This is a genomic window from Roseibium sp. AWQ4_254, assembly GCF_056161025.1.
Genome location: NZ_JBSWYH010000049.1, coordinates 1 through 22,497, shown reverse-complemented (window position 1 = coordinate 22,497; position 22,497 = coordinate 1). Strand labels below are relative to the sequence as shown.

At 60.0% G+C, this 22,497-nt stretch carries 19 protein-coding genes and 1 pseudogene; 14 read left to right on the top strand and 6 right to left on the bottom strand.

What is annotated here, in order from left to right:
* Positions 1–70: 70 nt before the first annotated feature.
* Positions 71–286 carry a DUF4372 domain-containing protein gene (locus ACXAIC_RS23570; protein ID WP_475186546.1) on the bottom strand — a complete coding sequence of 72 codons (216 nt, stop codon included), beginning with the start codon at positions 284–286 and terminating at the stop codon, positions 71–73.
* A gap of 122 nt (positions 287–408) precedes the next feature.
* Between ACXAIC_RS23570 and ACXAIC_RS23565 the strand changes: the two are divergent.
* Positions 409–1,279: pseudogene (locus tag ACXAIC_RS23565) on the top strand (transposase); the annotation flags it as partial.
* A gap of 412 nt (positions 1,280–1,691) precedes the next feature.
* Positions 1,692–2,396: an FkbM family methyltransferase gene (locus tag ACXAIC_RS23560; protein WP_475186541.1), complete on the top strand. Its 705-nt coding sequence runs from the start codon at positions 1,692–1,694 to the stop codon at positions 2,394–2,396.
* A gap of 110 nt (positions 2,397–2,506) precedes the next feature.
* Here the strand turns inward: ACXAIC_RS23560 and ACXAIC_RS23555 are convergent, their stop codons facing one another.
* Together ACXAIC_RS23555 and ACXAIC_RS23550 are read right to left on the bottom strand one after the other, a co-directional pair.
* Complete coding sequence (locus ACXAIC_RS23555) at positions 2,507–3,583, bottom strand: glycosyltransferase (RefSeq protein ID WP_475186538.1); 1,077 nt, start codon at positions 3,581–3,583, stop codon at positions 2,507–2,509.
* Positions 3,573–4,520, bottom strand: coding sequence for a glycosyltransferase family 2 protein (locus tag ACXAIC_RS23550; RefSeq protein ID WP_475186534.1), 948 nt, complete (start codon positions 4,518–4,520; stop codon positions 3,573–3,575). The genes ACXAIC_RS23555 and ACXAIC_RS23550 overlap by 11 nt, the downstream gene beginning before the upstream one ends.
* Before the next feature lie 235 nt (positions 4,521–4,755).
* Between ACXAIC_RS23550 and ACXAIC_RS23545 the strand changes: the two genes are divergently transcribed.
* The 7 genes from ACXAIC_RS23545 to ACXAIC_RS23515 all read left to right on the top strand — a co-directional run bounded on the left by ACXAIC_RS23545 (position 4,756) and on the right by ACXAIC_RS23515 (position 11,980).
* The gene (locus ACXAIC_RS23545) at positions 4,756–6,378 is read left to right on the top strand and encodes a long-chain fatty acid--CoA ligase (RefSeq protein WP_475186529.1); all 1,623 of its coding nucleotides are present in this window, start codon (positions 4,756–4,758) and stop codon (positions 6,376–6,378) included.
* A complete protein-coding gene (locus ACXAIC_RS23540) occupies positions 6,375–7,196 on the top strand; it encodes an SDR family NAD(P)-dependent oxidoreductase (protein ID WP_475186526.1) in 822 nt (273 codons plus the stop codon). Before ACXAIC_RS23545 ends, ACXAIC_RS23540 begins: the two co-directional genes overlap by 4 nt.
* 2 nt (positions 7,197–7,198) lie before the next feature.
* Positions 7,199–7,705 (top strand): MaoC family dehydratase, encoded by a 507-nt coding sequence (locus ACXAIC_RS23535; RefSeq protein WP_475186551.1) that lies wholly within the window; start codon positions 7,199–7,201, stop codon positions 7,703–7,705.
* Complete coding sequence (locus tag ACXAIC_RS23530) at positions 7,699–8,682, top strand: NAD(P)H-dependent flavin oxidoreductase (protein ID WP_475186523.1); 984 nt, start codon at positions 7,699–7,701, stop codon at positions 8,680–8,682. Before ACXAIC_RS23535 ends, ACXAIC_RS23530 begins: the two co-directional genes overlap by 7 nt.
* A gap of 9 nt (positions 8,683–8,691) precedes the next feature.
* Positions 8,692–9,927, top strand: a complete 1,236-nt coding sequence (locus ACXAIC_RS23525) for an acyl-CoA dehydrogenase family protein (protein WP_475186518.1) — start codon at positions 8,692–8,694, stop codon at positions 9,925–9,927.
* A 6-nt stretch (positions 9,928–9,933) separates the two neighbouring features.
* Entirely contained in the window at positions 9,934–10,965 is a 1,032-nt protein-coding gene (locus tag ACXAIC_RS23520; RefSeq protein ID WP_475186515.1) for a phosphotransferase family protein, read from the top strand.
* A gap of 85 nt (positions 10,966–11,050) precedes the next feature.
* Complete coding sequence (locus ACXAIC_RS23515) at positions 11,051–11,980, top strand: nucleoside hydrolase (protein ID WP_475186510.1); 930 nt, start codon at positions 11,051–11,053, stop codon at positions 11,978–11,980.
* A gap of 114 nt (positions 11,981–12,094) precedes the next feature.
* Here the strand turns inward: ACXAIC_RS23515 and ACXAIC_RS23510 are convergent, their stop codons facing one another.
* The 3 genes from ACXAIC_RS23510 to ACXAIC_RS23500 all read right to left on the bottom strand — a co-directional run bounded on the left by ACXAIC_RS23510 (position 12,095) and on the right by ACXAIC_RS23500 (position 15,708).
* A complete protein-coding gene (locus ACXAIC_RS23510; RefSeq protein WP_475186505.1) occupies positions 12,095–14,209 on the bottom strand; it encodes a 3-hydroxyacyl-CoA dehydrogenase NAD-binding domain-containing protein in 2,115 nt (704 codons plus the stop codon).
* Positions 14,210–14,319: 110 nt separating this feature from the next.
* Positions 14,320–14,790 (bottom strand): tRNA (N6-threonylcarbamoyladenosine(37)-N6)-methyltransferase TrmO, encoded by a 471-nt coding sequence (gene tsaA, locus ACXAIC_RS23505; RefSeq protein WP_475186502.1) that lies wholly within the window; start codon positions 14,788–14,790, stop codon positions 14,320–14,322.
* Positions 14,791–14,829: 39 nt separating this feature from the next.
* Positions 14,830–15,708 (bottom strand): substrate-binding domain-containing protein, encoded by an 879-nt coding sequence (locus ACXAIC_RS23500; RefSeq protein WP_475186496.1) that lies wholly within the window; start codon positions 15,706–15,708, stop codon positions 14,830–14,832.
* 488 nt (positions 15,709–16,196) lie between these two features.
* On the opposite strand from ACXAIC_RS23500, the gene ACXAIC_RS23495 reads away from it, so the two are divergent.
* The 5 genes from ACXAIC_RS23495 to ACXAIC_RS23475 all read left to right on the top strand — a co-directional run bounded on the left by ACXAIC_RS23495 (position 16,197) and on the right by ACXAIC_RS23475 (position 22,249).
* A complete protein-coding gene (locus ACXAIC_RS23495) occupies positions 16,197–17,291 on the top strand; it encodes an ABC transporter ATP-binding protein (RefSeq protein WP_475186491.1) in 1,095 nt (364 codons plus the stop codon).
* A gap of 81 nt (positions 17,292–17,372) precedes the next feature.
* Positions 17,373–18,473 carry an extracellular solute-binding protein gene (locus ACXAIC_RS23490; protein WP_475186485.1) on the top strand — a complete coding sequence of 367 codons (1,101 nt, stop codon included), beginning with the start codon at positions 17,373–17,375 and terminating at the stop codon, positions 18,471–18,473.
* Between the two features lie 70 nt (positions 18,474–18,543).
* A complete protein-coding gene (locus tag ACXAIC_RS23485; RefSeq protein ID WP_475186482.1) occupies positions 18,544–19,812 on the top strand; it encodes an ABC transporter permease in 1,269 nt (422 codons plus the stop codon).
* A gap of 9 nt (positions 19,813–19,821) precedes the next feature.
* Positions 19,822–20,676, top strand: a complete 855-nt coding sequence (locus ACXAIC_RS23480) for an ABC transporter permease (protein WP_475186478.1) — start codon at positions 19,822–19,824, stop codon at positions 20,674–20,676.
* 343 nt (positions 20,677–21,019) lie between these two features.
* A complete protein-coding gene (locus tag ACXAIC_RS23475) occupies positions 21,020–22,249 on the top strand; it encodes a M24 family metallopeptidase (RefSeq protein WP_475186473.1) in 1,230 nt (409 codons plus the stop codon).
* The last annotated feature ends 248 nt before the right edge of the window (positions 22,250–22,497 follow it).

The following is a 22,497-nucleotide window of genomic DNA, read 5'->3' as shown; positions in this document are numbered from 1 at the left end:
TCCGAACGGCGCGGGCACGGACTTCAGGGGAAAATTTGTTCGTTGTCTTGCTTGTCATAGACCCTACTTCTCACGAGTTGGGGTCTCCGGCAAACCCGGGGCGGTTCAATGCTTCAAGATCACGAAGGCTAACCTGGCCGGACAGTTGAGCATAAATCATCGTCACAAGGTGCTCGAAAGTGGAAAATCGCTTACACCATTTGTCACTCGCATAGGCTGCGGTGAGGGAATTGATCTGGCGGCGGGGAAGATGCTTTATGATCTGATGAAAAACGCTTAGGGTCATTTCTGGGTCCGTTTTTGGGAGAGGTTCTGAATCAGGCGTTGCAACCACGATTCTAGACGATCTCCTTACAAAACGGGCCTTTTTTATCCTAAATCAGAATTTTCCCGGACAGTAATGTCGGCTGGTATGACCTTTACCGCCGCTTTGGCGAGGCCGCGCTGGCAGTCCGGCGTGGCGGCTCGGGCCGCGTCTGGAGCCGCATCCCGAATTCCGTTCGCAAGCAGGTGCTCGAAATAGCGCTCGACGAGCCTGAACTGTCTCCCAGAGAGCTGGCCATCAAGTTCACTGACGAACGCCGCTATCTCATCTCGAAAGCCAGTGTTTACAGGCTTCTGAAGGCCTGCGACCTCATCACCAGCCCAGCCTTTATCGTGATGAAAGCCGCTGATGAGTTCCAGGAGAAAACCACGGCACCCAACCAGCTCTGGAAGACCGATTTTACGTATCTGAAGGTGATCGGCTGGGAATGGTTCTATCTGTCCACCGTGCTAGACGACTTCTCCCGATACATCATCGCCTGGAAACTATGCTCCGGCATGGCCGCGAGCGATGTTCAGGACACTCTCGATCTGGCACTGGAGGCCTCCGGGCTCGATGAAGTCAACCTCGTTCATCGCCCGAGACTTCTCTCAGACAACGGGCCGTCTTACATCTCCGGAGATCTGGCCGAATACCTAGCTGGAAAGGGCATGGCACATACGCGCGGCGCGCCTTACCATCCCCAAACCCAGGGCAAGATTGAACGCTGGCACCAGACCCAGAAGAACCGGATCCTCTTGGAAAACTACTTTATGCCAGATGACCTGGCAGCACAGGTTGACGCCTTTATTGGATACTACAACCACCGGCGCTATCCGCTGGCCAGCAGGCGTTGCTTGCAACGCCGAGAGGCACGAGAGCCTGAACAATCTCACCCCGGCCGACGTCTATACCGGGCGCGGCCAGACCATCCTCCTCGAACGGGAAAAGATCAAACGGAGGACCATGGAATAACGACGCTTGCAACACGAAAACTCCGCTGGATAATTGAAATCCAGATGCGCCAGCCCCTCCTTAAGTCAGGAAGCCATCAGTCTCAAAATACCTGACGACGGACAATTCAGTTTCTTTCGTACTCGTCCCTATTGCGCATACAAGCCGCGAGACAGAATTTACGTCTCACGCCCGTATTGGCATGATATCAAGTCGCCATCATAGCTTGATGGCATGTGCTACACAATGGCTGCGCTTAGCAGGTTTTGACCCTATGCAACCCATCAGAAAGAAACGTGAACGGATCGGACCGATAGACGTCCCGTATCTGGGTGGACCAATCTCATTCCACTTGACTCAGCTTGGCAGCTTTATACAAGCGGGTTCTCGGTCTGCTTGGGGAGTGGATCGACGGGTAGAAAAAGGTTTCTGCATGCTTGGGAAAATCACCAAGAGGATTGCCTATAAAATAAGGCGAAAACTCAACTACAAGACAATTTCTATTGGCGGGGTCGTTCTCAACACCGATCCGGAATTTGTCCCAAAGGGAATACGCAAGCAATTGCTGCAAAGGGACTACGAGACCCCTGAGCTTAAGTCGGTCCGGCTGGGAATAACAGCGCAGGACCGCGTTCTGGAGGTTGGTGCCGGTATCGGTTTTATCGGCATTGCTTGTGCAAAAATCTGCGGCCAGGACAACATTTTGTCTTATGAACCGAACCCGAAGATGAAGCCTGTAATTGAGGCAAATTATTCTTTGAACGGAATGCGTCCCAATCTGAGAAGCAGGGTTGTTGCGGTAACCAGTGGTGAACTCGAGTTTTTTTTCTCAGAACATGTTCTGTCTTCATCGCTCGTTGATCGAAAACTGGGAACACCGACCCTCGTAGAAGCGGACGCTATTTCTGGTGTTGTCGATGAGTTTCGTCCCACTGCGATAATCATTGATGCCGAGGGAGCGGAAATCGACCTACTTCCGAACTGCGATCTTGCGAACGTTTCGACCATCGTGGTTGAAATGCACCCTCATATCGTTGGTGCAACGGCGATCAGCGAATTGCGAGCCTATCTCAGCGAACGCGGTTTTGCAGAGATAGAGAGACTTGGGAAGACAGCACTTTTCAAGAAGGCCGATTAAGAAACTCTGTGCCTCGTTGCCCGGTATATTCGAATGGTGCCGTTTCAATTGAACGTCGCTACAGACTCTTAGGTTGCTGTCGATCCTACGAAGCAATTGGCGACGCAAACTCAGGTAGCGCGGACGAGTTTCAGTCCGAGCCGCTTTGCGTAGAACTCGCAGATTGCGTCTTCGGAGTGCTGTTCCTGCTGACGCGCATGACCGTTTGTTTGGAACTTTTCCCGACATATGACGCTTGAAATGAGGGCTTGGATATTTCCCACCAACCCCTCCACATCCCCGCACGGTGATAAAAGCCCCGTCTTGCCGTGCTCGATCAGCCAGCTTGGCCCGGGAGAGGCTGTTGCGACGACGGGCAGGCCGGCGTTCCAGCCTTCAAGCACCACGTTGCCAAGGGGTTCGTCATCGGCCGGGCACACGAGAATGTCGGCGGCGAGGAGGAAGGGGGACGGGTCCTTTTGCCAGCCCAGGAAGTGCGCGCGGGTCTCCACGCCCAGATCCGTTGCCAAGGTTTTCATCTCGTCCATCAGCTCTCCATCCCCGATGAGCCAAGCATGCACGGTCTCCGGAAGCTGGGCAAGCGCCTTCAGCAGCAGGTCAAAGCGCTTGCGCTCCACGAACCGGCCAAGGGCGATCAGAACGGTTGCGTCCTGCGGCGTGGCATGGTCCGCACGGGTAACGGGTTTGAGACCGTCCGGCAGGGGCTCAACGAAATTGCTGATCATGTGGGCCCGCTCTGCAGGCCAGCCCATCTCGACTGCCTGGCGGATGATTTCCGGGGTATTGCCGATCAGATCCTGAACATTGCCATAGGTGTGAAAGCCGTCGGGAAAATCGCCGAGGCGCAAAAAGGTGCGCATGTCCCGCCCAGGTTTGGGCAGCCACTTGCTGGCCGGGCTCATCCAGCCCAGGGTTGCCCTGGCTCCGAAGCGGCGGATCTGCCGCGAAATGCCCCAGCGGACAAAGTGGCGCTTCAGATGCGAACGGCTGAATTTCAGCTCGTGCACCTCGCAATGTTCGGCCAGCTCGTCGCGCCAGGGCCTGTCGTGCCGGATGAAGGCGATCTGTTTCACGCCGCGTTTGGCAAGCGCGCGAGACAGGCGCACGAAGAATTTCTCCGCGCCGCCGTCTACACCCAGATGGATATGGGCCAGCTTGCCTGAAGTATCCGCCTGCTCAGTTGCCATCGATCACGTCATAATAATTGTGGGCCCGGCCGAACAGACCGCGCAGATTGCCCGAGCCTTTCATCAGCCGGATCAGGCCATAGTAGAAGAGCTTTTCCCCTCGCTGGCGGGCGAAGGGTTTGAGGCAGAATCCGAGACAGGTGGCCAGAAAGCCGAAAAACATCCGCCGGGTGCATTTGGGGATAAAATGCAGGGCCGCGCTGGCACGGCCTTCGCGCAGCACAATGTTGAAGGCGCCGGAGGTGGCAGCCATATGCATGCGGCTCAAAAGGCGTTTGGTGGTGACGCGTGAGGCGGGAATGTCTTCTTCGACAAAGGCATCGTCCACCCAGATCATCTTGGCACCTGCCCCGTGGGCGCGGCGGAAAAAGTCGATATCCTCGCTGCCAAAGGTCAGGCGCTCGTCAAAGCGCAGGCCCAGCCCGTCCGGGCGCACCAGGCGCGCGCTCACCAGCACATTGTTGGTGGGCGCTTCGGTGATCTGCGTTCCGGTCGGCCGGGGTTTGAGCAACTGCGATTTCCACCAGTGGGGCGCAGGCTTCTCATAGATCCGGCGCACGGGCCCGTTGGCCACTTCCGCGCCGAAGGTCCGGCAGGCGCCCAGCAGCTTCTCGATCCAGTCCGGTTCGGCCCGTTCATCATCATCGATCAGGGCGATCCAGTCCGGGTCTTGCTCCAGAGCCGCCTCCAGCGCCCGGTTGCGGGCGAAGGGGATGCCTTTGCGCGGCTCATGGTGGAACGTGACGGGCAGGGACAGGCGGGCAGCAAGCGCGGCTCCGGCCTCGCCGGAAAATCCTGGCTGCGGATCGTTTTCCACGACCACGGCGGCAAGGGCGACCCCGTCCGGGTGCACCAGCTTGTCAAGGCTGTCGAGGCATGCTGTCAGCATCTGGGGGCGCTGCGCGGTACAAACGGCAATGACCAAAGTCTGGGTCATGTCGGAAAATCGATCCTTCCTGCGGATGTCCCCGGTGCCGTCAGGTGCCGCCAGTTCATCTGGCGCAGCGGGGCCACCGGAGCTGCGGGTCCGCGCAGGGGTTTGGCCCAAGTGGCGCGTGCTGTCAAAGGTTTTCGCGCAGCACAGCCTTTCCAGATCGGGGGCCACGCGCTACGGTTGCCGTTCCCTTTTTTCAAAGATTGCGAAAACGCAACAGTGTTTGGGAGGACACGGCATGAAGGGACTGATGATGCACCGTCCGCTGAAGGTGGCGGACATCCTGACCTTTGCGGCGGCAACTTATCCGCAGGCGGAGATCGTGTCCGTGCGCACGGAAGGGGATCTTCACCGAACCACGTTCCAGGAAACAGCGGAACGGGCGGCACAGCTGGCCCATGGGCTGGCAGCCCTTGGGGTGCAACAGGGCGACCGGGTTGCCACCCTTGCCTGGAACGGCTACCGGCATCTGGAGCTTTATTACGCCATTTCGGGCATCGGCGCGGTCTGCCACACCATCAACCCGCGCCTGTCCGCCGAGCAGATGATTTACATCATCACCCATGCGGAGGACCGGCTTCTCTTCGTTGACACCACCTTTGTGCCAATCCTGGAAAAGCTGCGCCCGCATTTGCCTGCGGGACTGCAGATCGTGATCCTGGCCGGCCGCGAGCATATGCCGGACAGCTCGCTTCCCGGCGTCTTGTGCTATGAGGATCTGCTCAAGGGCCGCAGCCGGGTGATTGACTGGCCGGAGATCGAGGAGACAGAGGCGGCCGGGCTCTGCTACACATCCGGCACCACGGGCAATCCGAAGGGCACGCTCTTTTCCCACCGCTCGACGGTTCTGCATGCTTTTACCCTGTGCCTCAGCCTGCCGAAGGTGCTGCAGGAGGGCAGACGCATTCTGCCGGTGGTTCCGCTCTTTCATGTCAATGCCTGGGGCCTGCCCTATGCGGCACTGCTTTGCGGGGCGAGCCTCATTTTTCCGGGCGCTGCGCTCGACGGGACCAGTCTGTTCGACCTGATGGACCGGGAAGAGGTCTATTCCGCCTGGGGGGTGCCCACGGTCTGGCTGGGCCTGATGAACGAGATCGGCCGGCGCGGAGCCTTGCCCAAGGGCTTTGCCGATGTGGTTATCGGCGGTTCGGCGGCCCCGCGTGCCATGATCGAGGCCTTCGAGACCCGGGGCGTCAATGTCTGCCATGCCTGGGGCATGACCGAAATGAGCCCGGTCGGCACCCAGGGCAATCTGCCGCCCGCCATGGCGGATTGTCCGCTGGAGGAGCGGATCGACCGGAAACAGTCCCAGGGCCGGGCCGTTTTTGGTGTGGAGATGAAACTGGTCGACGATCAAGGCGCCCTGGTGCCCCAGGACGGGGTGTCGCCGGGCCACCTTTATGTGCGCGGCAACACGGTCACCTCCGGCTATTTCAACGATCCGGAGGCCTCGGCACCGGCCTTTGATGCAGAGGGCTGGTTTTCGACCGGTGATATCGCAACGATCGATCCCGATGGGTTCCTGCAGATCACGGACCGGTCCAAGGATCTGATCAAGTCCGGGGGGGAATGGATCAGCTCCATTGATCTGGAAAACATCGTCATGTCCCATCCGGAGGTCGCCAATTGTGCGGTAATCGCGGTGCCAGACCCGAAATGGGACGAGCGGCCCTTGCTGGTGGTGGTTGCGCGGGAGGACGCGCGGCCGCAGGAAGAGGATATTCTGGCGCTGCTAAAGGCAAAGCTTGCCAAATGGCAGGTGCCTGAGAGCGTAGTGTTTTTGGACCAGCTGCCGCTGACTGCGACCGGAAAAGTGTCCAAACGTATGCTGCGTCAGCAATTTTTCGAGGGCGGGCTATGACCCCAGACGCATTGTTCAGCCTTGAGGGCAAGACCGCACTGGTCACTGGCGGGGCAACGGGCATCGGCCTGATGGCAGCGGAAGGCCTGATGGCTGCAGGGGCAAGGGTCCTGATTGCCAGCCGCAAGGCAGAGGCCTGCCGGGACGCGGCAGACGCCCTCAATGCTCTGGGCCTGACCGGAACCGCGGAGGGCTTCGGCGGCGACGTGGCCAGCGAGGAGGGCATTGACGCGCTGTGCACCGGAGTTGGCGGGCGCACGGACCGGCTCGATATTCTGATGAACAATGCAGGCACCAGCTGGGGCGCGCCGCTCGGGGCCTTTCCCTATGGGGCCTGGGAGCGGGTCATGCAGGTGAACGTCACAGGGCTCTTTCACCTGACCCAGACGCTTCTGCCGCTGCTGGGTGCGGCGGCCAGTGGCCCGGATCCGGCCCGGGTCGTCAATGTCGGCTCGGTCATGGGCGAGGTGCCCCATGGGGACAGGGCCTACAGCTATGCGGCATCCAAGGCGGCCGTGCACCATCTGACGCGGATCCTCGCCAAGGAACTGGCCGGACGCAGGATCACCGTCAATGCGCTGGCCCCCGGGCCTTTTGTCAGCAAGATGACCGCCTTTGCCACGCAGGACGAGACGGTCCGCGCGCGGGTCGGGGCGCAGGTGCCCCTCGGCCGGGTCGGGCGAAAGGAGGATATCGCCGCTGCCATGCAGTTCCTGTGCGGGCCGGGCGGTGCCTATGTCACCGGGGCGGTTCTGCCGCTGAGTGGCGGGATCAATGTGGAAACCGGACCGGACCTGTTTCAGGAGGCCTATACGTGACATTGGACAAGGACCCGGTGCGGCGGGGGCGGCTCCCGCTGGAGAGGCTGGCGCAGCGTGTGGGCGAGGACGTTGGGGTGTCGTCCTGGCATCTGATCGACCAGGCGCGCATCGATGCCTTTGCCGCTGTGACCGGCGATCACCAGTTTATCCATGTGGACCCGCTGCGGGCCGCCGGCACGTCGTTCGGCGGAGCGATTGCCCACGGGTTCCTGACGCTCTCTCTCCTGTCCGCCATGGGGCAGGAAGCCCAGCCGGAGATAGAGGGCGCACAGATGGGGGTCAATTACGGGTTCGACAGGGTCCGGTTCCTGTCGCCGGTGCGGGCTGGCAGCCGGGTACGCGGGCACTTTGCCTTGGGAAGCCTGCGCCAAAAGCGGCCCGGCGAGACCGATATTTTGTGGCATGCCACGGTAGAGATCGAGGGCGCGGAGCGCCCGGCGCTCAAGGCGGACTGGCTCAACCGGTTCTATTTGACCTCCCCCGGGCCGGAGCAGGCAGTATGTTGAGGCTGCGCCGCTTGCCGGCGGCCCTGAGCGGACTGCGGCTGCCCGCCGTCGCCGCGCCGCTGTTCATCGTCTCCTGCCCGGATCTCGTCATTGCCCAGTGCAAGGCGGGGATCATTGGCAGCTTTCCGGCGCTCAACGCCCGGGATACGGCGGATGGTCCGGTTATGCTGGAGATCTGGCTGCAGCAGATCACCGAAGCGCTCGACCGGCACAACCAAGCCCATCCGGATAAGCCCGCAGCGCCCTTTGCGGTCAACCAGATCGTGCACCGGTCCAACGGCCGGCTGGAGCGGGATGTCGAGATTTGCGCCCGCTGGAAGGTGCCGGTCTGGATCACGTCCATGGGTGCGCGCGTCGAGGTGAATGAGGCGGCGCATTCCTGTGGAGGCATCGCTCTTCACGACGTCATCAATAACACATACGCCAGAAAGGCGATCGAAAAGGGGGCCGACGGACTGATCGCCGTTGCGGCCGGTGCAGGAGGCCACGGCGGTCCGCAGTCGCCGTTTGCGCTCGTTCGTGAAATCCGGGAATGGTTCGGCGGTCCATTGCTCCTTGCCGGAGCGGTATCGACGGGCGAAGCGCTTCTGGCCGCGCGCGTGCTGGGTGCCGATCTCGGCTATGTCGGATCGCCCTTCGTCGCGACGAACGAAGCCAACGCCGACCAAGTCTACAAGGAAATGATGGTGACCGGGGCGGCGGAGGACATCATGACCTCGTCGCTCTTCACCGGACATCCGGCCAATTATCTGAAAGGGTCTCTGTCGCGAGCCGGTCTTGATCCCGAAAACCTGCCGGCGGAGTGGAACGCGAGCGTCATGCCCGGCGACAGTCCGCTGCCGAAGGCCTGGCGGGAGCTCTGGGGGGCGGGACAGGGGATTGGCGCGATCAAGTCGGTTGGGCCGGTCTCGGCGGTTGTGGACCGGCTGGAACAGGAATATCTGGATGCGTGCAGGCGCGCGCGGGACATCATTTAGGGAGACGTCATGGATCTGGGCATTACCGGGCGGGTGCAGCCACTGATCGAGCAGGTCCGGCAGATGGTTGAAACCGAGATCGCGCCGCTGGACATCGAATTTCATCATGAAGTTGGCGGGCATCCTTCCGGTGACCGCTTTCAGCACACCCCGCGCCAGCTTGAAATTCTCGAAGGCCTCAAGGCGAAGGCGAAGGAGCGAGGCCTTTGGAATTTCTGGCTGACGGACAGCGAGAGGGGCTTCGGCCTGACCACGGTGGAATATGCTTATCTCGCCGAGGAAATGGGCAAGGTCAGTATCGCGGCGGAAGTCTTCAATTGCAATGCGCCGGACACGGGAAATATGGAAGTGCTGGAGCGCTATGGCACCCAGGACCACAAGCGCCGCTGGCTGGAACCGCTGCTGGACGGGCAGATCCGCTCCGCCTATCTGATGAGCGAACCGGCTGTTGCGTCTTCGGATGCGACCAGCATGGCCCTGACCGCCGAACGCGACGGTGCGGACTGGGTTCTCAACGGCGAAAAATGGTGGGCCACCGGCGCCGGGGACCCGCGCTGCAAACTCTATATCGTCCTGGCCTGCACCAGCCCCGGCGCCCACAAGCACAGCCGCCATTCCATGTTTCTGGTACCAAGCGGGGCCGCGGGCATCGAGGTGCTGCGACCCATGCAGGTGTTTGGGGCAGATGATGCCCCGCATGGCCACATGCATATCCGCTTTGCCAATGTGCGGGTGCCGGAAGAGGACCTGGTTCTGGGGGAAGGGCGGGGATTTGAGGTTGCCCAGGGGCGCCTTGGGCCGGGCCGTATCCACCATTGCATGCGGGCCATCGGCCAGGCGGAAAAGGCTCTGGAGCTTTTGTGCCGGCGGGCCCTGCAAAGGCAGGCATTCGGAAAGCCCTTAAGCGATCTCGGCGCCAATCACGACATCATTGCCGATGCCCGGATGGAGATCGAGATGGCCCGTCTCCTGTGCCTCAAGGCGGCCTGGGTCATGGACACGCAAGGCACGCGGGCGGCTCAGCCCTGGATCAGCAAGATCAAGGTCGTCGCCCCGCTGATGGCGCTCAAGGTGGTGGATGAGGCCATGCAGGTGCACGGAGCGGCCGGGATCAGCCAGGACTTTCCGCTGGCCGCCATGTGGACCCATCTTAGGACCTTGCGCTTTGCCGACGGTCCGGATGCCGTCCACCGGCGTCAGGTCGCCCGCGCGGAACTGAGAAAATACGGCAACGGCAAGGTCTGAGAACACATGACAGAGGGCACGGCCGATCTTGATCTGGAGCGCTTGGGCACATGGCTGGAAGGACGCATTGCAGGCTTCAAAGGCCCAGTCCGGGCAGAAAAATTCAACCGCGGCCAGTCCAACCCCACCTTCCATCTGGTGGCCGCGTCCGGTGACTATGTGCTGCGCCGCAAACCGCCCGGTGTTCTTTTGAAGTCGGCACATGCGGTTGATCGGGAGTTCCAGGTGCAGCAGGCGCTTGCCGGGTCCGGCGTTCCGGTGGCCAGAATGCATGTACTGTGCGAGGATGACAGTGTCATCGGCTCCACCTTCTATGTGATGGACCGGGTACGGGGCCGGACGTTCGATGATCCGAGGCTGCCGGGGCTCAGCGCTGGCCTGCGCACCGGGATCTACGATCAGATGAACAAGGTGCTGGCGGCCATTCACAAGGTGGATCTGGACGCGTTCGGTCTGTCGGATTTCGGGCCACAGGGCAATTATTTCGAGCGCCAGATTGCCCGCTGGACGAAGCAATACCGGGCGAGCGAAACGGAGACGATTGCCGCCATGGACGCCCTGATCGGCTGGCTGGCGGACAATATTCCCGAGGACGACGGCCAGCGCACGCTGGTGCATGGGGATTACCGCATCGACAATCTGATCTTTGCCGAAGAGGGGCCTGACTGTGTGGCGGTGCTGGACTGGGAGCTGTCCACGGCCGGTCATCCCTTCGCGGACCTGGCCGCGCTTGTCATGCAATGGCAAAGGCCGCCAGGACCGGAAGGCCGGGGCCTTGCGGGGGTGAAGCGCAAGGCCCTGGGCCTGCCGGAGGATGAAGCCTTCATCGCGGATTATTGCCGGCGCATGGGGCTCGGCGGCATTGGCGATTTCGGCTTTTATCTCGCCTTTGCGTTTTTCAAGATGGGCGCAATCCTGCAAGGGGTGAAAAAGCGGGCGCTGGAGGGCAATGCGTCCAATCCGGACCAGGCGCTGCGGCTCGGGGCCAGCGTGCCGGACTATGCACGCGGCGGATTGCAGGCGGCAAAACAGATCTGAGCCCGTTGTGCCGGCGGTCCGCAGACTTGCGTTTGGAGGCCGTTGATCCCTTGCCAAGCCGCGGGTGTTCGGCTAGCCAAGGCGTATGACGACAAAGATCATTCTTGATTGCGATCCCGGGATTGATGACGCCTTTTCCATCGCTATGGCGGTGGCCTCTGACGAGCTTCAGGTGCTCGGCATCACAACCACCTATGGCAATGTCGGGCTCGACCAGACCACCAACAATGCGCTGCGCGTGCTTGACTGGCTGGGCGCGGATATTCTCGTCTACCGGGGCATCGACCGGGCGTTGCTGGGGCCTGCGATTGAGGCGTCCAGCATCCACGGAACATCGGGGCTGGAAGCGCCCGAGATCGGACCGCCTGTCAGCCGCGCCCAGGACAAGGCGGCCATCGCGTTCCTGACCGACACGTTGCGCGCCTCCCCGGACAAGATCACCCTGGTTGCCTCCGGGCCGCTGACCAATCTGGCGGTCCTGCTGCGGCTGGCGCCGGATGTGATGTCCAAGATCGAGCGGATCGTCTTCATGGGGGGCTCGACGGATTACGGCAACGACACTCCAGCGGCCGAATTCAACATGCATTGCGATCCCCATGCCGCGCAGATTGTTCTGGACGCTGACGTGCCTAAAACCATGTTCGGTCTCAATGTCACCCACCAGGTTATTGCGACACCGCAGCGGGTCAAGGCCTTGAGGGATCTGGGCAATGATGCTGGCCGGGTGTTCGCTGATCTTGCCGTGTTCTTTGACAAGGCCTACCGCGACCGCCACGGCTTTGACGGGCCGGCGCTCCATGATCCCTGTACGGTCGCCTGGTTGTTGCAGCCCGGGCTTTTTGAGACAAAGTCCATGCGCGTGGACGTCGAAACCAACAGCGGTCTCAGCTTTGGGCGAACTGTGCATGACCTTTTGAAACTCAGTGGAAAAGACGCCAATACCGATGTGGCGCTTGGCGCCAACGCGGATGGCTTCTTTGAGCTGCTTTCAGCTTTGCTGGCCAAACTCAGATAATATCATCCTCACCAAGAGCGTCTTCCCGGCCGTGCCGGGATCTGGTCTTGAACGGCACAGGCGCATCGGCCCCCGGCGCAGGGCCGGGGCGGCAGGGGTGTGGGAAAACGATGGTCAGGTGGCCTCGTTGCGGGCGGCGAAGGTGCCGCCGGTTTCTGCCATTTGCCTCAACAGCGCAGGAACCTGCCAATAATAGCTGTCCTCTTTGGCATAGGTTTCGATCCGCCGCACCAGCTCCGCTGCGCCGATCTGGTCGGCCGTGTGCATCGGACCGCCGCGGAAGCGCGGGAAACCGTAGCCGAACAGGAACACCGCATCGATATCGACCGGCCTCAACGCAATGCCTTCTTCCAGGACGCGGCAGGCCTCGAGGATCATTGCGGTCACAAACCGGCTAACGATGTCCTCTTCCGAGAAGCTGCGGGCCGTCACGCCTGCCTTTGCCCGTTCTTCTTCAAGGATGGCGAGCGCCTGAGGGTTGGCGCCCTGGCCCTCATCGCCGTAAAGATAGAAGCCTTGACCGGTTTTGCGGCCAAACCAGCCCTGTTCGCACAGCCTGTCGGCGATCGGGACATAACGTTCTTCCGCCGGGCGGGTGGCTGCGCGGCGCTTGTTGGCCGCCCAGCTAATGTCCAGCCCGGCAAGATCGGCCACCTGATAGGGGCCCATGGCGAAGCCGAACCCGGTCATGGCCCGGTCAATCTCTTCAGGGCTTGCCCCATCCATCATCATATAATCGGCGGACTTTTTGTAGAACGTCATGATGCGGTTGCCGATGAACCCGTCGCAGACGCCGGAGCGGACGGCGATCTTTTTCAGTTTCCTGGCAAGGGCAAACCCGGTCGCAGCCACATCAGCCCCGGTCTTTTCGGCCACCACCACTTCCATCAGCCGCATCAGATGGGCAGGGGAGAAGAAATGCAGGCCGATCACGTCTTCCGGGCGACCGGTGACGGCGGCGATCTGGTCAATGTCCAGATACGAGGTGTTGGAGGCGAGGATCGCGCCGTCCTTCGCGGTCTTGCCGAGCGTTGTGAAGATCTCTTTCTTCACCGCCATGTCCTCAAACACGGCTTCGATGATGAGGCTGCACTCAGAAAGCGTCTCCAGATCCGTGGCGGTGGTGAGTCTGGACGCGAGAATGGCGTCCCGCTCCGCCTGTTTCAGCTTGCCCCGTTTCACTGCCCCGTCCAGATTGGCCGCAATGGTGGCCGTGCCCCGGTCAAGGCCATCCTGATCCCGTTCGCTCAAGGTGACGTCAAATCCGGCGAGCAGCGCGGCCGTCGCAATGCCGGACCCCATGGTGCCGCCGCCAATCACGCCGATCCGGCTGAGCGGGCGCGGCGTAGCGGCAGCTTCAGGGACCTTGGCAACGGCCCGTTCGGCAAAAAACGCATGGATCAGCCCGGCGCGCTGGGGACTGTCGATACAGGCTTCAAAAAGGCGCCGTTCTTCTTTCAGGCCAGCGTCACGCGGCAGCTGGCTGGCTTCCACCGCATCCACGCATTTCAGGGGTGAAAACAGCAGCGGCTGGGTTCGGGCCAGTGTGTCACGCATGGCGGCGAGCGCAACAGGGTCAGGAACCACTTCCAGGTCGCAGGTCCGGCGGGTCTTGAGGGCTCCGCTCAGTACATCTTGTGCCGTCTGCAGAGCAACCTCGCGGGGCTGGCCGCTGCTGATCCGGTCAATCAGGCCACTCTCAAGGGCGGCGTCTGCAGACACGGGCTTGCCGCTGGTGATCAGGTCCAGTGCCGTCTTGATGCCCGCAAGGCGGGGCGCGCGCTGGGTGCCGCCTGCACCGGGCAAAATGCCAAGCGTAACTTCAGGCAGGCCGATCTTTGTGCCTTCAAGGGCCACCCGGGCATGGCTGGCAAGGGCGACTTCCAGGCCTCCGCCAAGGGTTGTACCGTGGAGAATGCAGACAACAGGCGTTGCGCAGTCTTCCAGGAAGCTGCACAGCTCCGTCAGCCAGGGATCCGCAGGGGGCTTACCAAATTCGCGAATATCGGCTCCGGCAATGAAGGTGCGGCCTTCGCCATAAAGGACGATGACCTTGATGCCGGGCTCGGCGGCCAGAGCCTCAACGGCCTGCCATATGCCCGTCCGCAGCGCATGGGAGGCCGCATTGACCGGTGGGTTGTTGAGCGCGATCAGGCCAACAGGGCCGTCCAGTTCCACACGGACAACGCCGTTGATGCTGGTTGGGTGGGTCTTGGAAAGGGGCTGCATGAAGTCCTCCGGATGCCGCTGGGGCGGGTTTTTGTCTGGCGGAGTGCCATCCGCCTTGCAGGCTTGTCAAGCAAGCCGCAGGTCGAGGCCCTGTTCCTTTCAGCAACAACTCAGTCCTTCGGGGCGGCTTTAGGCGTAAAAGCACAGCGGTCCGGCTTGAGGTCAATCAAGGGGGTTCCGGAAAGGCAGTCGAGCCCCTTAACGGTCAGGCTGGCGCCCTCCACCTTGACCAGCCGAACGCTGGCCGTACCGATCGGGTTGGGGCGTACCGGGGACCGCAGGGCGAAGGTGCCGAATGTGGCGTTGCCTTCACTGTGGCCCGGATTTTGAACCACCAGATCCCGCCGGGACTTGTCGAGCCAATACAGCACTTCGATCTGCTCATAGGCTTCCAAGCCTTTCAGGGCCGGCACCCAGGGCTCGAACACGTCGATCCGGCATTCTGGGCCGTCCTGCCGGCCCTGGCGGGGGCAGTCTTTGCGCTCCGTCCAGGGTGTGCTGATCTGCCCGATGAAATGCAGCCTGGCATCATCGGGGGCGGAGGTGGGAACCATGATTTCGTGGGGACGGAGATCGCTCATGAAAGGCCGGACCTGTTGTCAGAGAAAGGAAGGGGCGGGTCAGGGAGAAATCCAGCGGACAGAGCCAAGGCCGTCAAGATCGTAGCCGCCAAGGGTGACCGCCTTTTCCTGAAACGCGCTGGTCCGGGCAAAGGCCAGCAAGGTCTGCACGGCGGGGGTGAAATAGGACTTGCGGTCGATCAGAAGATCGAACTGCTCCGCGACAAGCGGCAGGAACGGCAGCTTGAATTGCCTGGCCATGGCCTTTAGGCCAAGCGCGGCATCAGCCTCCTGGGCCGCAACGGCTGCTGCCGCATCACTTTCCGTGTGGGCCGGATGCGCTGCGGGGAGAATATCCGTTTCGCTCAGCCCGGCCTCTGTCAGAAGCTTCGTAAACAGGATCGCAGCCCCGGCACCGGGCTGGCGCATGGCAATGCGTTTGCCTTTCAGGTTGGCGAGCGTCTTGATATCTGGTGCTGCGTCTTCCGACACGAGCAGCCCGCGTGTGCGGACGGCCCAGTGGATCAGAACCGCGCCGGTGACACCGGCTTCCTGCACTGCGTCGGTGTTCCAGCCGGTCTCTTGAGGCAGATGCAGGCCGGCGGCGGCGGCCTGCCGGGACTGAAACTGGTCCAGCCCGTCCCGGCTGCCGTTGCAAAGGGTTGCAAATCCGCAGCCGGAGGCCCGGATGGCCCAGTCGAGCAGGGGGTCATGGGAACCGGCCAGAACGGTCGGCCGGTCCGCGTTCGCGTCTTCATCAGGCCCGTCGATCCAGCGCTTCAAGGCCTCCGCCGGAAACAGCAACTTGCCGGTGATCCGGCGGTGGGGGATTTCATTGGCGGCTGCCAGATCATAAACCTTGCGTTCTTTCACCCGTAGAAGGTCGGCAACCTCTTTTGTGGTCAGAAAGAGCGGCGTCTGGGAGCTTGGATCGGGCACGGTGATTCCTGCGTTTTGCGGACCGTAACTGAGACAGCGGTCCGGCTTCAAGAGACTTGCCCGATGGACGGGCCATCCGCCAGCCTGGCAACCATTTGAGACCGCAACGTTCGACGATGGAAGACGGCGATTTTTGATCGAATTGCGTCGCATTTAGGCAGGTTCAAGATCAAACGTCACGGAACCATCACAAGGACATTCTGTTGTCTAAGTCAGCGCGCAAAAAATATGTGTGTTATGGGAGAAAGACGTACGAGTCTCCCGCCGATTTCCTTGTGAGTAGATTTTCCTTCTTTCTGCCACAATGCAAAATATTAAGTCGGGCGCTGATCAAAAAATATACATTTTTTTTCACAAGCCCCTTTCAATGAACCTGCTTTTTTGTTTTTCTAGCTTCGGCAGCACGGAGCGATATCTGTCTGGCAGAGCTTTGGCCTGCGGGTTTATCTGTGGTGCCCATTAACAATAGAATTGGATTTGGGGACAATATGGCGAATACGAGGGGCGCTGCTGTTAAGTATGACAGCGTTCAAAAGAGCTATGACGGGGAAACCCTGGTCGTAAAGAACCTCAATCTAGACATTCCTCCTGGTGAATTTCTGACGATGCTCGGCCCGTCCGGGTCCGGAAAAACAACCTGCCTGATGATGCTTGCAGGATTTGAACCGGCGACCCACGGGGAAATCTACCTGAATGACCGGCCGATCAACAATGTGCCTCCGCACAAGCGCGGTATTGGCATGGTGTTTCAAAACTATGCGTTGTTTCCCCACATGACAGTGGCAGAGAACCTCGCCTTTCCGCTTCAGGTTCGCAATGTGGGCAAGGCGGAACAGGCCGAGAAGGTTCAGCGCGCGCTCGACATGGTCGAGCTTGGCAGTTTTGGCAACCGGCGTCCGGCGCAGTTGTCCGGCGGCCAGCAGCAGCGCGTTGCAGTGGCCCGTGCGCTTGTGTTCGACCCGGAACTGGTGCTGATGGACGAGCCTCTCGGAGCGCTTGACAAGCAGTTGCGTGAGCAAATGCAGTATGAAATCAAGCACATCCACGAGAATTTGGGTGTCACGGTCGTCTATGTGACCCATGACCAGACCGAAGCATTGACCATGTCCGACAGGGTGGCCGTGTTTAATGATGGTGTCATCCAGCAGCTGTCGACCCCGGATGATCTCTATGAAGATCCGCAAAATTCCTTTGTGGCGCAGTTCATTGGTGAAAACAACAAGTTGAACGGCAAAGTGGTCAGTATCCAGGGCGAAGAATGCCTGGTTGAACTTGACGACGGCACTCGGCTGAAGGCCGACAAGGTCAATGTGTCCGAGGTCGGGGATTTGACTACCCTGTCCTTGCGTCCAGAGCGGGTCGAGTTCGATACGCATGATGCAATGGACAATCTTGTCAATGGCAGGATCGAAGAATTGATTTACCTTGGGGATCACATCCGCGTTCGCATGAATGTGGCTGGAAATGACGAGTTCATCGTCAAGGTCCGTAACCGCGGAGAGAAGCGCACGCTGCATGTCGGCGAGACGGTCCAGGTCGGCTGGGCCTTGAATGACTGCAAAGCGCTCGACGTGGTTGCCTGAATTCGCCCGGCGGCCGTTTCAGGCCGCCTGCGACAACGACGGACATTGATCCGTTCAATCCTAAAAGAGGGAGCTAAATACATGAAGCTCAAGACTATTATTCTGGCCGGCACGGCCCTGGCATTTGCCGCGAGCGCAGCAAGCGCGAAAGACCTCACGGTCGTTTCCTGGGGTGGTGCCTACCAGGCTTCCCAAAAGGCTGCCTACACCGACCCTTATATGAAGGATCATCCGGACATTAACATCATCTGGGATGAATCATCTGCAGAAGCGGTCGCCAAACTTCGCGCCATGAACGAAGCTGGCAATGTCACCTGGGATCTGGTCGACGTGGTTGCGTCCGACGCGATCCGCCTGTGTGACGAAGGTCTTGCGATGGAAATCGATCCGGACAAGGATCTGGCTCCGGCTCCGGACGGAACCTCTGCATCGGACGATTTCGGTGACCTTTTGGTCTCCGAGTGTTTCATCCCGCAGATTGTCTACTCCACCACATTCGGCTACCGGTCCGACGTTGCAGAATGGGGCGGCAAGGAGCCGACCAGCATTTGTGACGTGTTCGATCTGGAAACCTTCCCGGGCAAGCGGTCCCTGGAAAAGCGTCCGATCAACAACATGGAATGGGCTCTTCTGTGTGACGGTGTGCCGAAGGAAGATGTCTACAACGTTCTGGAGACCGAAGAAGGCCAGGAACGCGCATTCAAGAAACTCGACTCCATCAAGGACAGCGTTGTCTGGTGGTCCGCGGGTGCGGAAACCCCGCAGCTGCTCGCCGACAAGGAAGTCGTGATGGGCTCCACCTATAACGGCCGTCTGTTTGCTCTGATCGAAGAGCAGAAGCAGCCGGTGAAAATGCTTTGGGACGCACAGGTCTTTGATCTGGACGGCTGGATCATCCCGGCCGGTCTTCCGGAGGACCGTCTTGCTGAAGTGAAGAAGCTTGTCTACTTCGCAACCGACACCCAGCGCCTTGCTGATCAGGCCAAGTACATTTCCTACGGCCCGGCGCGCAAGTCGTCCGCACCGCTGGTCGGCAAACACGCAACCCTCGGTATCGACATGGCCCCGCACATGCCGACAGACCCGAACAACGCCAAGAACACCTTCCTCTATAACTACGAGTGGTGGGCGGATTACCGCGATGACATCGACGCCAAATTCCAGGCTTGGCTGTCGCAGTAACGCCTGATGGCTTTGATCCGGGCGGGAACCCCCGCCCGGATTTTCTGTTGAGATTTGCGGAAGACCCTATATGAGCGATACCACTCACGATGGACAGGTGCTGACAACGCAGGATGGCCTGCCGTTAAAAGCGGCCCTTCGACAAGCCTTGCGGCGCGAAAAGATGCGCGCCCTGTTGCTGATTGCACCCCTGCTGATTTTTGTCCTGATCACTTTCCTCTTTCCAATCATGGACATGCTCTACAGGTCGGTGGAAAACGGTATCGTCTCCGACACCCTTCCAAAAACGGTTGTTTCGTTGTCCGCCTGGGACCCGGCTTCGGACCAGGTGCCGGATGAAGCCGTGTTTGCCGCACTGTATGACGACATGGTGGTCGCGGTGGCGGAGAAAAAACATACCCGTCTCGGCTCCCGGCTGAACTATGAGCAAAGCGGCATTTCGAGCCTCTTCCGAAAGACCGGCAGACGCATCAATCGCATGGATGAGGCCGGACCGTTCAAGGAGCAATTCCTGCAGGCGGACAAAAAATGGGGCGATGTGCAGACCTGGCAGGTCCTGCAGCGCTTTTCGCCCGCCTATACGCCGGGATATTTTCTGAACGCCTTTGACGCCAAACAGACCGAAAACGGCATTGAAATGAAGCCGGAAGACGAACGGATCTATCTGTTCCTGTTCGGCCGCACGCTGTTTTTGTCCATTGTCATTACGGTGTCCTGTCTGCTGCTTGGCTACCCGATCGCCTTTCTGCTGGCCGCGCTGCCGCTGCGGACGTCAAACCTGCTCATGATCCTGGTGCTTCTGCCCTTCTGGACCAGTCTTCTGGTGCGCACCTCCGCCTGGAAAGTGCTGTTGCAGCAACAGGGAGTGATCAACGACTTCCTTGTCTGGACCGGGATCATCAGCGACGCAGGCCGTCTGGTGATGATCAACAACCAGACCGGCACCATTATCGCGATGACGCATATCCTTCTGCCCTTCATGATCCTGCCGCTCTACTCTGTGATGAAGACGATTTCGCCCTCCTATGTGCGTGCTGCGAAAAGCCTTGGCGCCAATGACTGGACAGCGTTCTGGCGGGTCTATTTCCCGCAGTCGGTTCCGGGGATCGGCGCCGGTGCCGTCTTGGTGTTCATCCTGTCTATCGGCTACTACATCACACCGGAACTGGTTGGCGGCACCTCTGGCATTTTCATTTCCAACCGGATTGCCTATCACATCTCCTCGTCGCTGAACTGGGGGCTGGCAGCTGCCCTGGGGTCCTTGCTTCTGGTGGCGGTGCTGATCCTCTTTGTGGTCTACGACAAGATCGTCGGCATCGATAACGTGAAACTCGGATAGGAGGACGATATGAGCGCACTTCCACCATACGCCTCCCCGCTGCAGAAAACCTGGTTCTATTCGTTCCGGTTTCTGTGCGGTGTGATCTTCTTCTTCCTGATCTTTCCGATCCTGGTGATCCTGCCGTTGAGCTTCAATGCTCAGGACTTCTTCACCTTCACCAAGGAAATGCTGGCCCTTGACCCGGCCGGGTATTCCCTGAAGCATTATGAAGACTTTTTCACCAATCCGGACTGGCAGCAGGCGCTGAAGAATTCGGTCATGATTGCACCCGTGGCCACGCTCATGGCCACGGTTCTGGGAACCCTTGCGGCCATTGGCCTGTCCCAGTCCCATGTCCCGTTCCGCTCGGCGATCATGGCCATGCTGATTTCGCCGATGATCGTGCCGCTGATCATTTCTGCGGCGGGCATGTATTTCTTCTATTCGTCCATTGGCCTGCAAGGCACCTATTTCGGTGTGGTGCTTGCGCATGCGGTTCTTGGAACGCCCTTTGTCATCATCACGGTGACGGCGACCCTGGTCGGCTTCGACAAGAGCCTTGTCCGGGCGGCGGCCAGCATGGGGGCCGATCCGGTTCGGACCTTCTTCAAGGTGCAGATGCCGCTGATTGTGCCGGGTGTTGTGTCCGGAGCGCTGTTTGCCTTCATCACCTCCTTTGACGAAGTGGTGGTTGTGCTGTTCCTCGGGTCTGCCGGTCAGAAGACCCTGCCGTGGCAGATGTTCACCGGGCTCAGGGAGCAGATCTCGCCGACCATTCTGGCGGTGGCCTCCCTCATGGTGGTGATCTCCGTCGCCCTGCTGACGGTGCTGGAACTGCTGCGCAGGCGCTCCGAACGGTTGCGGGGGCTGACACCCGGCTAACCTGGCCTGGGTGGTTAACCGGTTCCGGTTGACCATATTCTTAAAGGGTGGACACTTTTTGCGTTCAGGGGAACGCATGATGCGTCCGCCTCGCTGCTCACAGGATGCCGGTGGCGGAACGCCAGTCACCGGGTGGAAGGCGCAGACAGGTCTTCCCGGCAGCATGACAATTTGAATTTGGGCCTGGCGGGCCGGTTTCTTTTGAGAGAAACCGGCCCGCTTTGCGTTTGAGGCCCAGACAGAAACCTGGCTGCACACACCGGCGGATTAATGGCTGGACGATAGCCCGGTCTGAAATCGGAGTTTGCAGAGCAGACAAGAGACAGTGGAAAGGAGCTGTACCATGAGCAAAGACATGATCCGCATTTATGAAATGAACAATGGTGAAAAGGCCTTTTCGCCGTTTTCACCGCATGAGATGGACCGGCGGCAGGCAAATCTGCGCGAGTTGATGGAGTCCCGCCAGATTGAGGCCTGTCTGTTCACCTCCTATCACAACATTTGCTATTATTCGGGTTTTCTCTATTGCTCCTTCGGCCGGAAATACGGCTTTGTCGTCACCCAGGATACCGCAAGCACCGTTGCTGCCGGGATTGACGGCGGCCAGCCCTGGCGCCGCACCCATGGGGACACCGTGATCTATACCGACTGGCAGCGGGACAATTTTTTCCACGCGGTGCAGAGCCTGCTGGGCTGGCCAAGTTCCCGGATCCGCAGGATCGGTCTGGAGTTCGACCATGTCTCACTGGATCTTCTGAAAGCTCTGGAAGGCGTGTTTCCCGGGGTGGAGTTTGTGGATGTGGCCGCAGACGCCATGGTGCAGCGCACGATCAAAAGCGCAGAGGAGCACGTCCTTATCCGGGAAGGCGCCCGGATCTGCGATGTGGGCGGCGCAGCGCTGGTGGATGCCGTCGGGGCCGGAGTGCCGGAACATGAGGTGGCCATTGCCTCAACCAATGCCATGATCCGGGAGATCGCCAAGTCATTTCCGTTCGTGGAGCTGATGGACACCTGGACCTGGTTCCAGTCCGGCATCAATACGGACGGGGCCCACAACCCGGTCACCAACAAGCTGGTCGAGGCGGGGGACATTCTCAGCCTCAATTGTTTCCCGATGATCTTCGGCTATTACACGGCACTGGAGCGCACGCTGTTCTGTGAATACGCGTCTGAAGAGCATTTGCACCTGTGGGAAATCAATTGCCATGTCCATGAAAAGGGCCTTGAGCTGATCCGTCCAGGGGCCCGTTGCTGCGACATCGCTGCGGAGCTGAACGAGATCTATCGCAGCCACGATCTCCTGTCTTTCCGCAGCTTCGGATATGGCCATTCCTTCGGGGTGCTCAGCCATTATTATGGCCGCGAGGCGTCCGTTGAACTGCGCGAGGATGTGGAAACGGTCCTGGCGCCGGGCATGGTGGTATCCATGGAGCCGATGATCATGATCCCAGAGGGCCAGCCGGGCGCAGGCGGCTACCGGGAGCATGACATTCTGATCGTGAACGAGACCGGTGCGGACAATATCACTGGCTTTCCGTATGGTCCGGAGCACAATATTCTGCCGGCGCGCTAGCGTGGTGGAATTGAAATACGCTTCATTTGTGCAGCGCGCGCCTGAGCGGATTCCAGTTCCGAAATCCACACTAGAAATATGGACTTGCTAGTCACACTCATGAAGCTGAAGTTCGTTCGGAACACGCTGAAAAACGAGCCGAACTTCAGATCAGGGTTTCTAGAGCGTTTCCCGCTTACTCCGGCTCATATCCTGCGGCAGCGAAGTAGTTTCTTGCCTCTGAGGGCGTGACTGCGTCTATCGCAGAC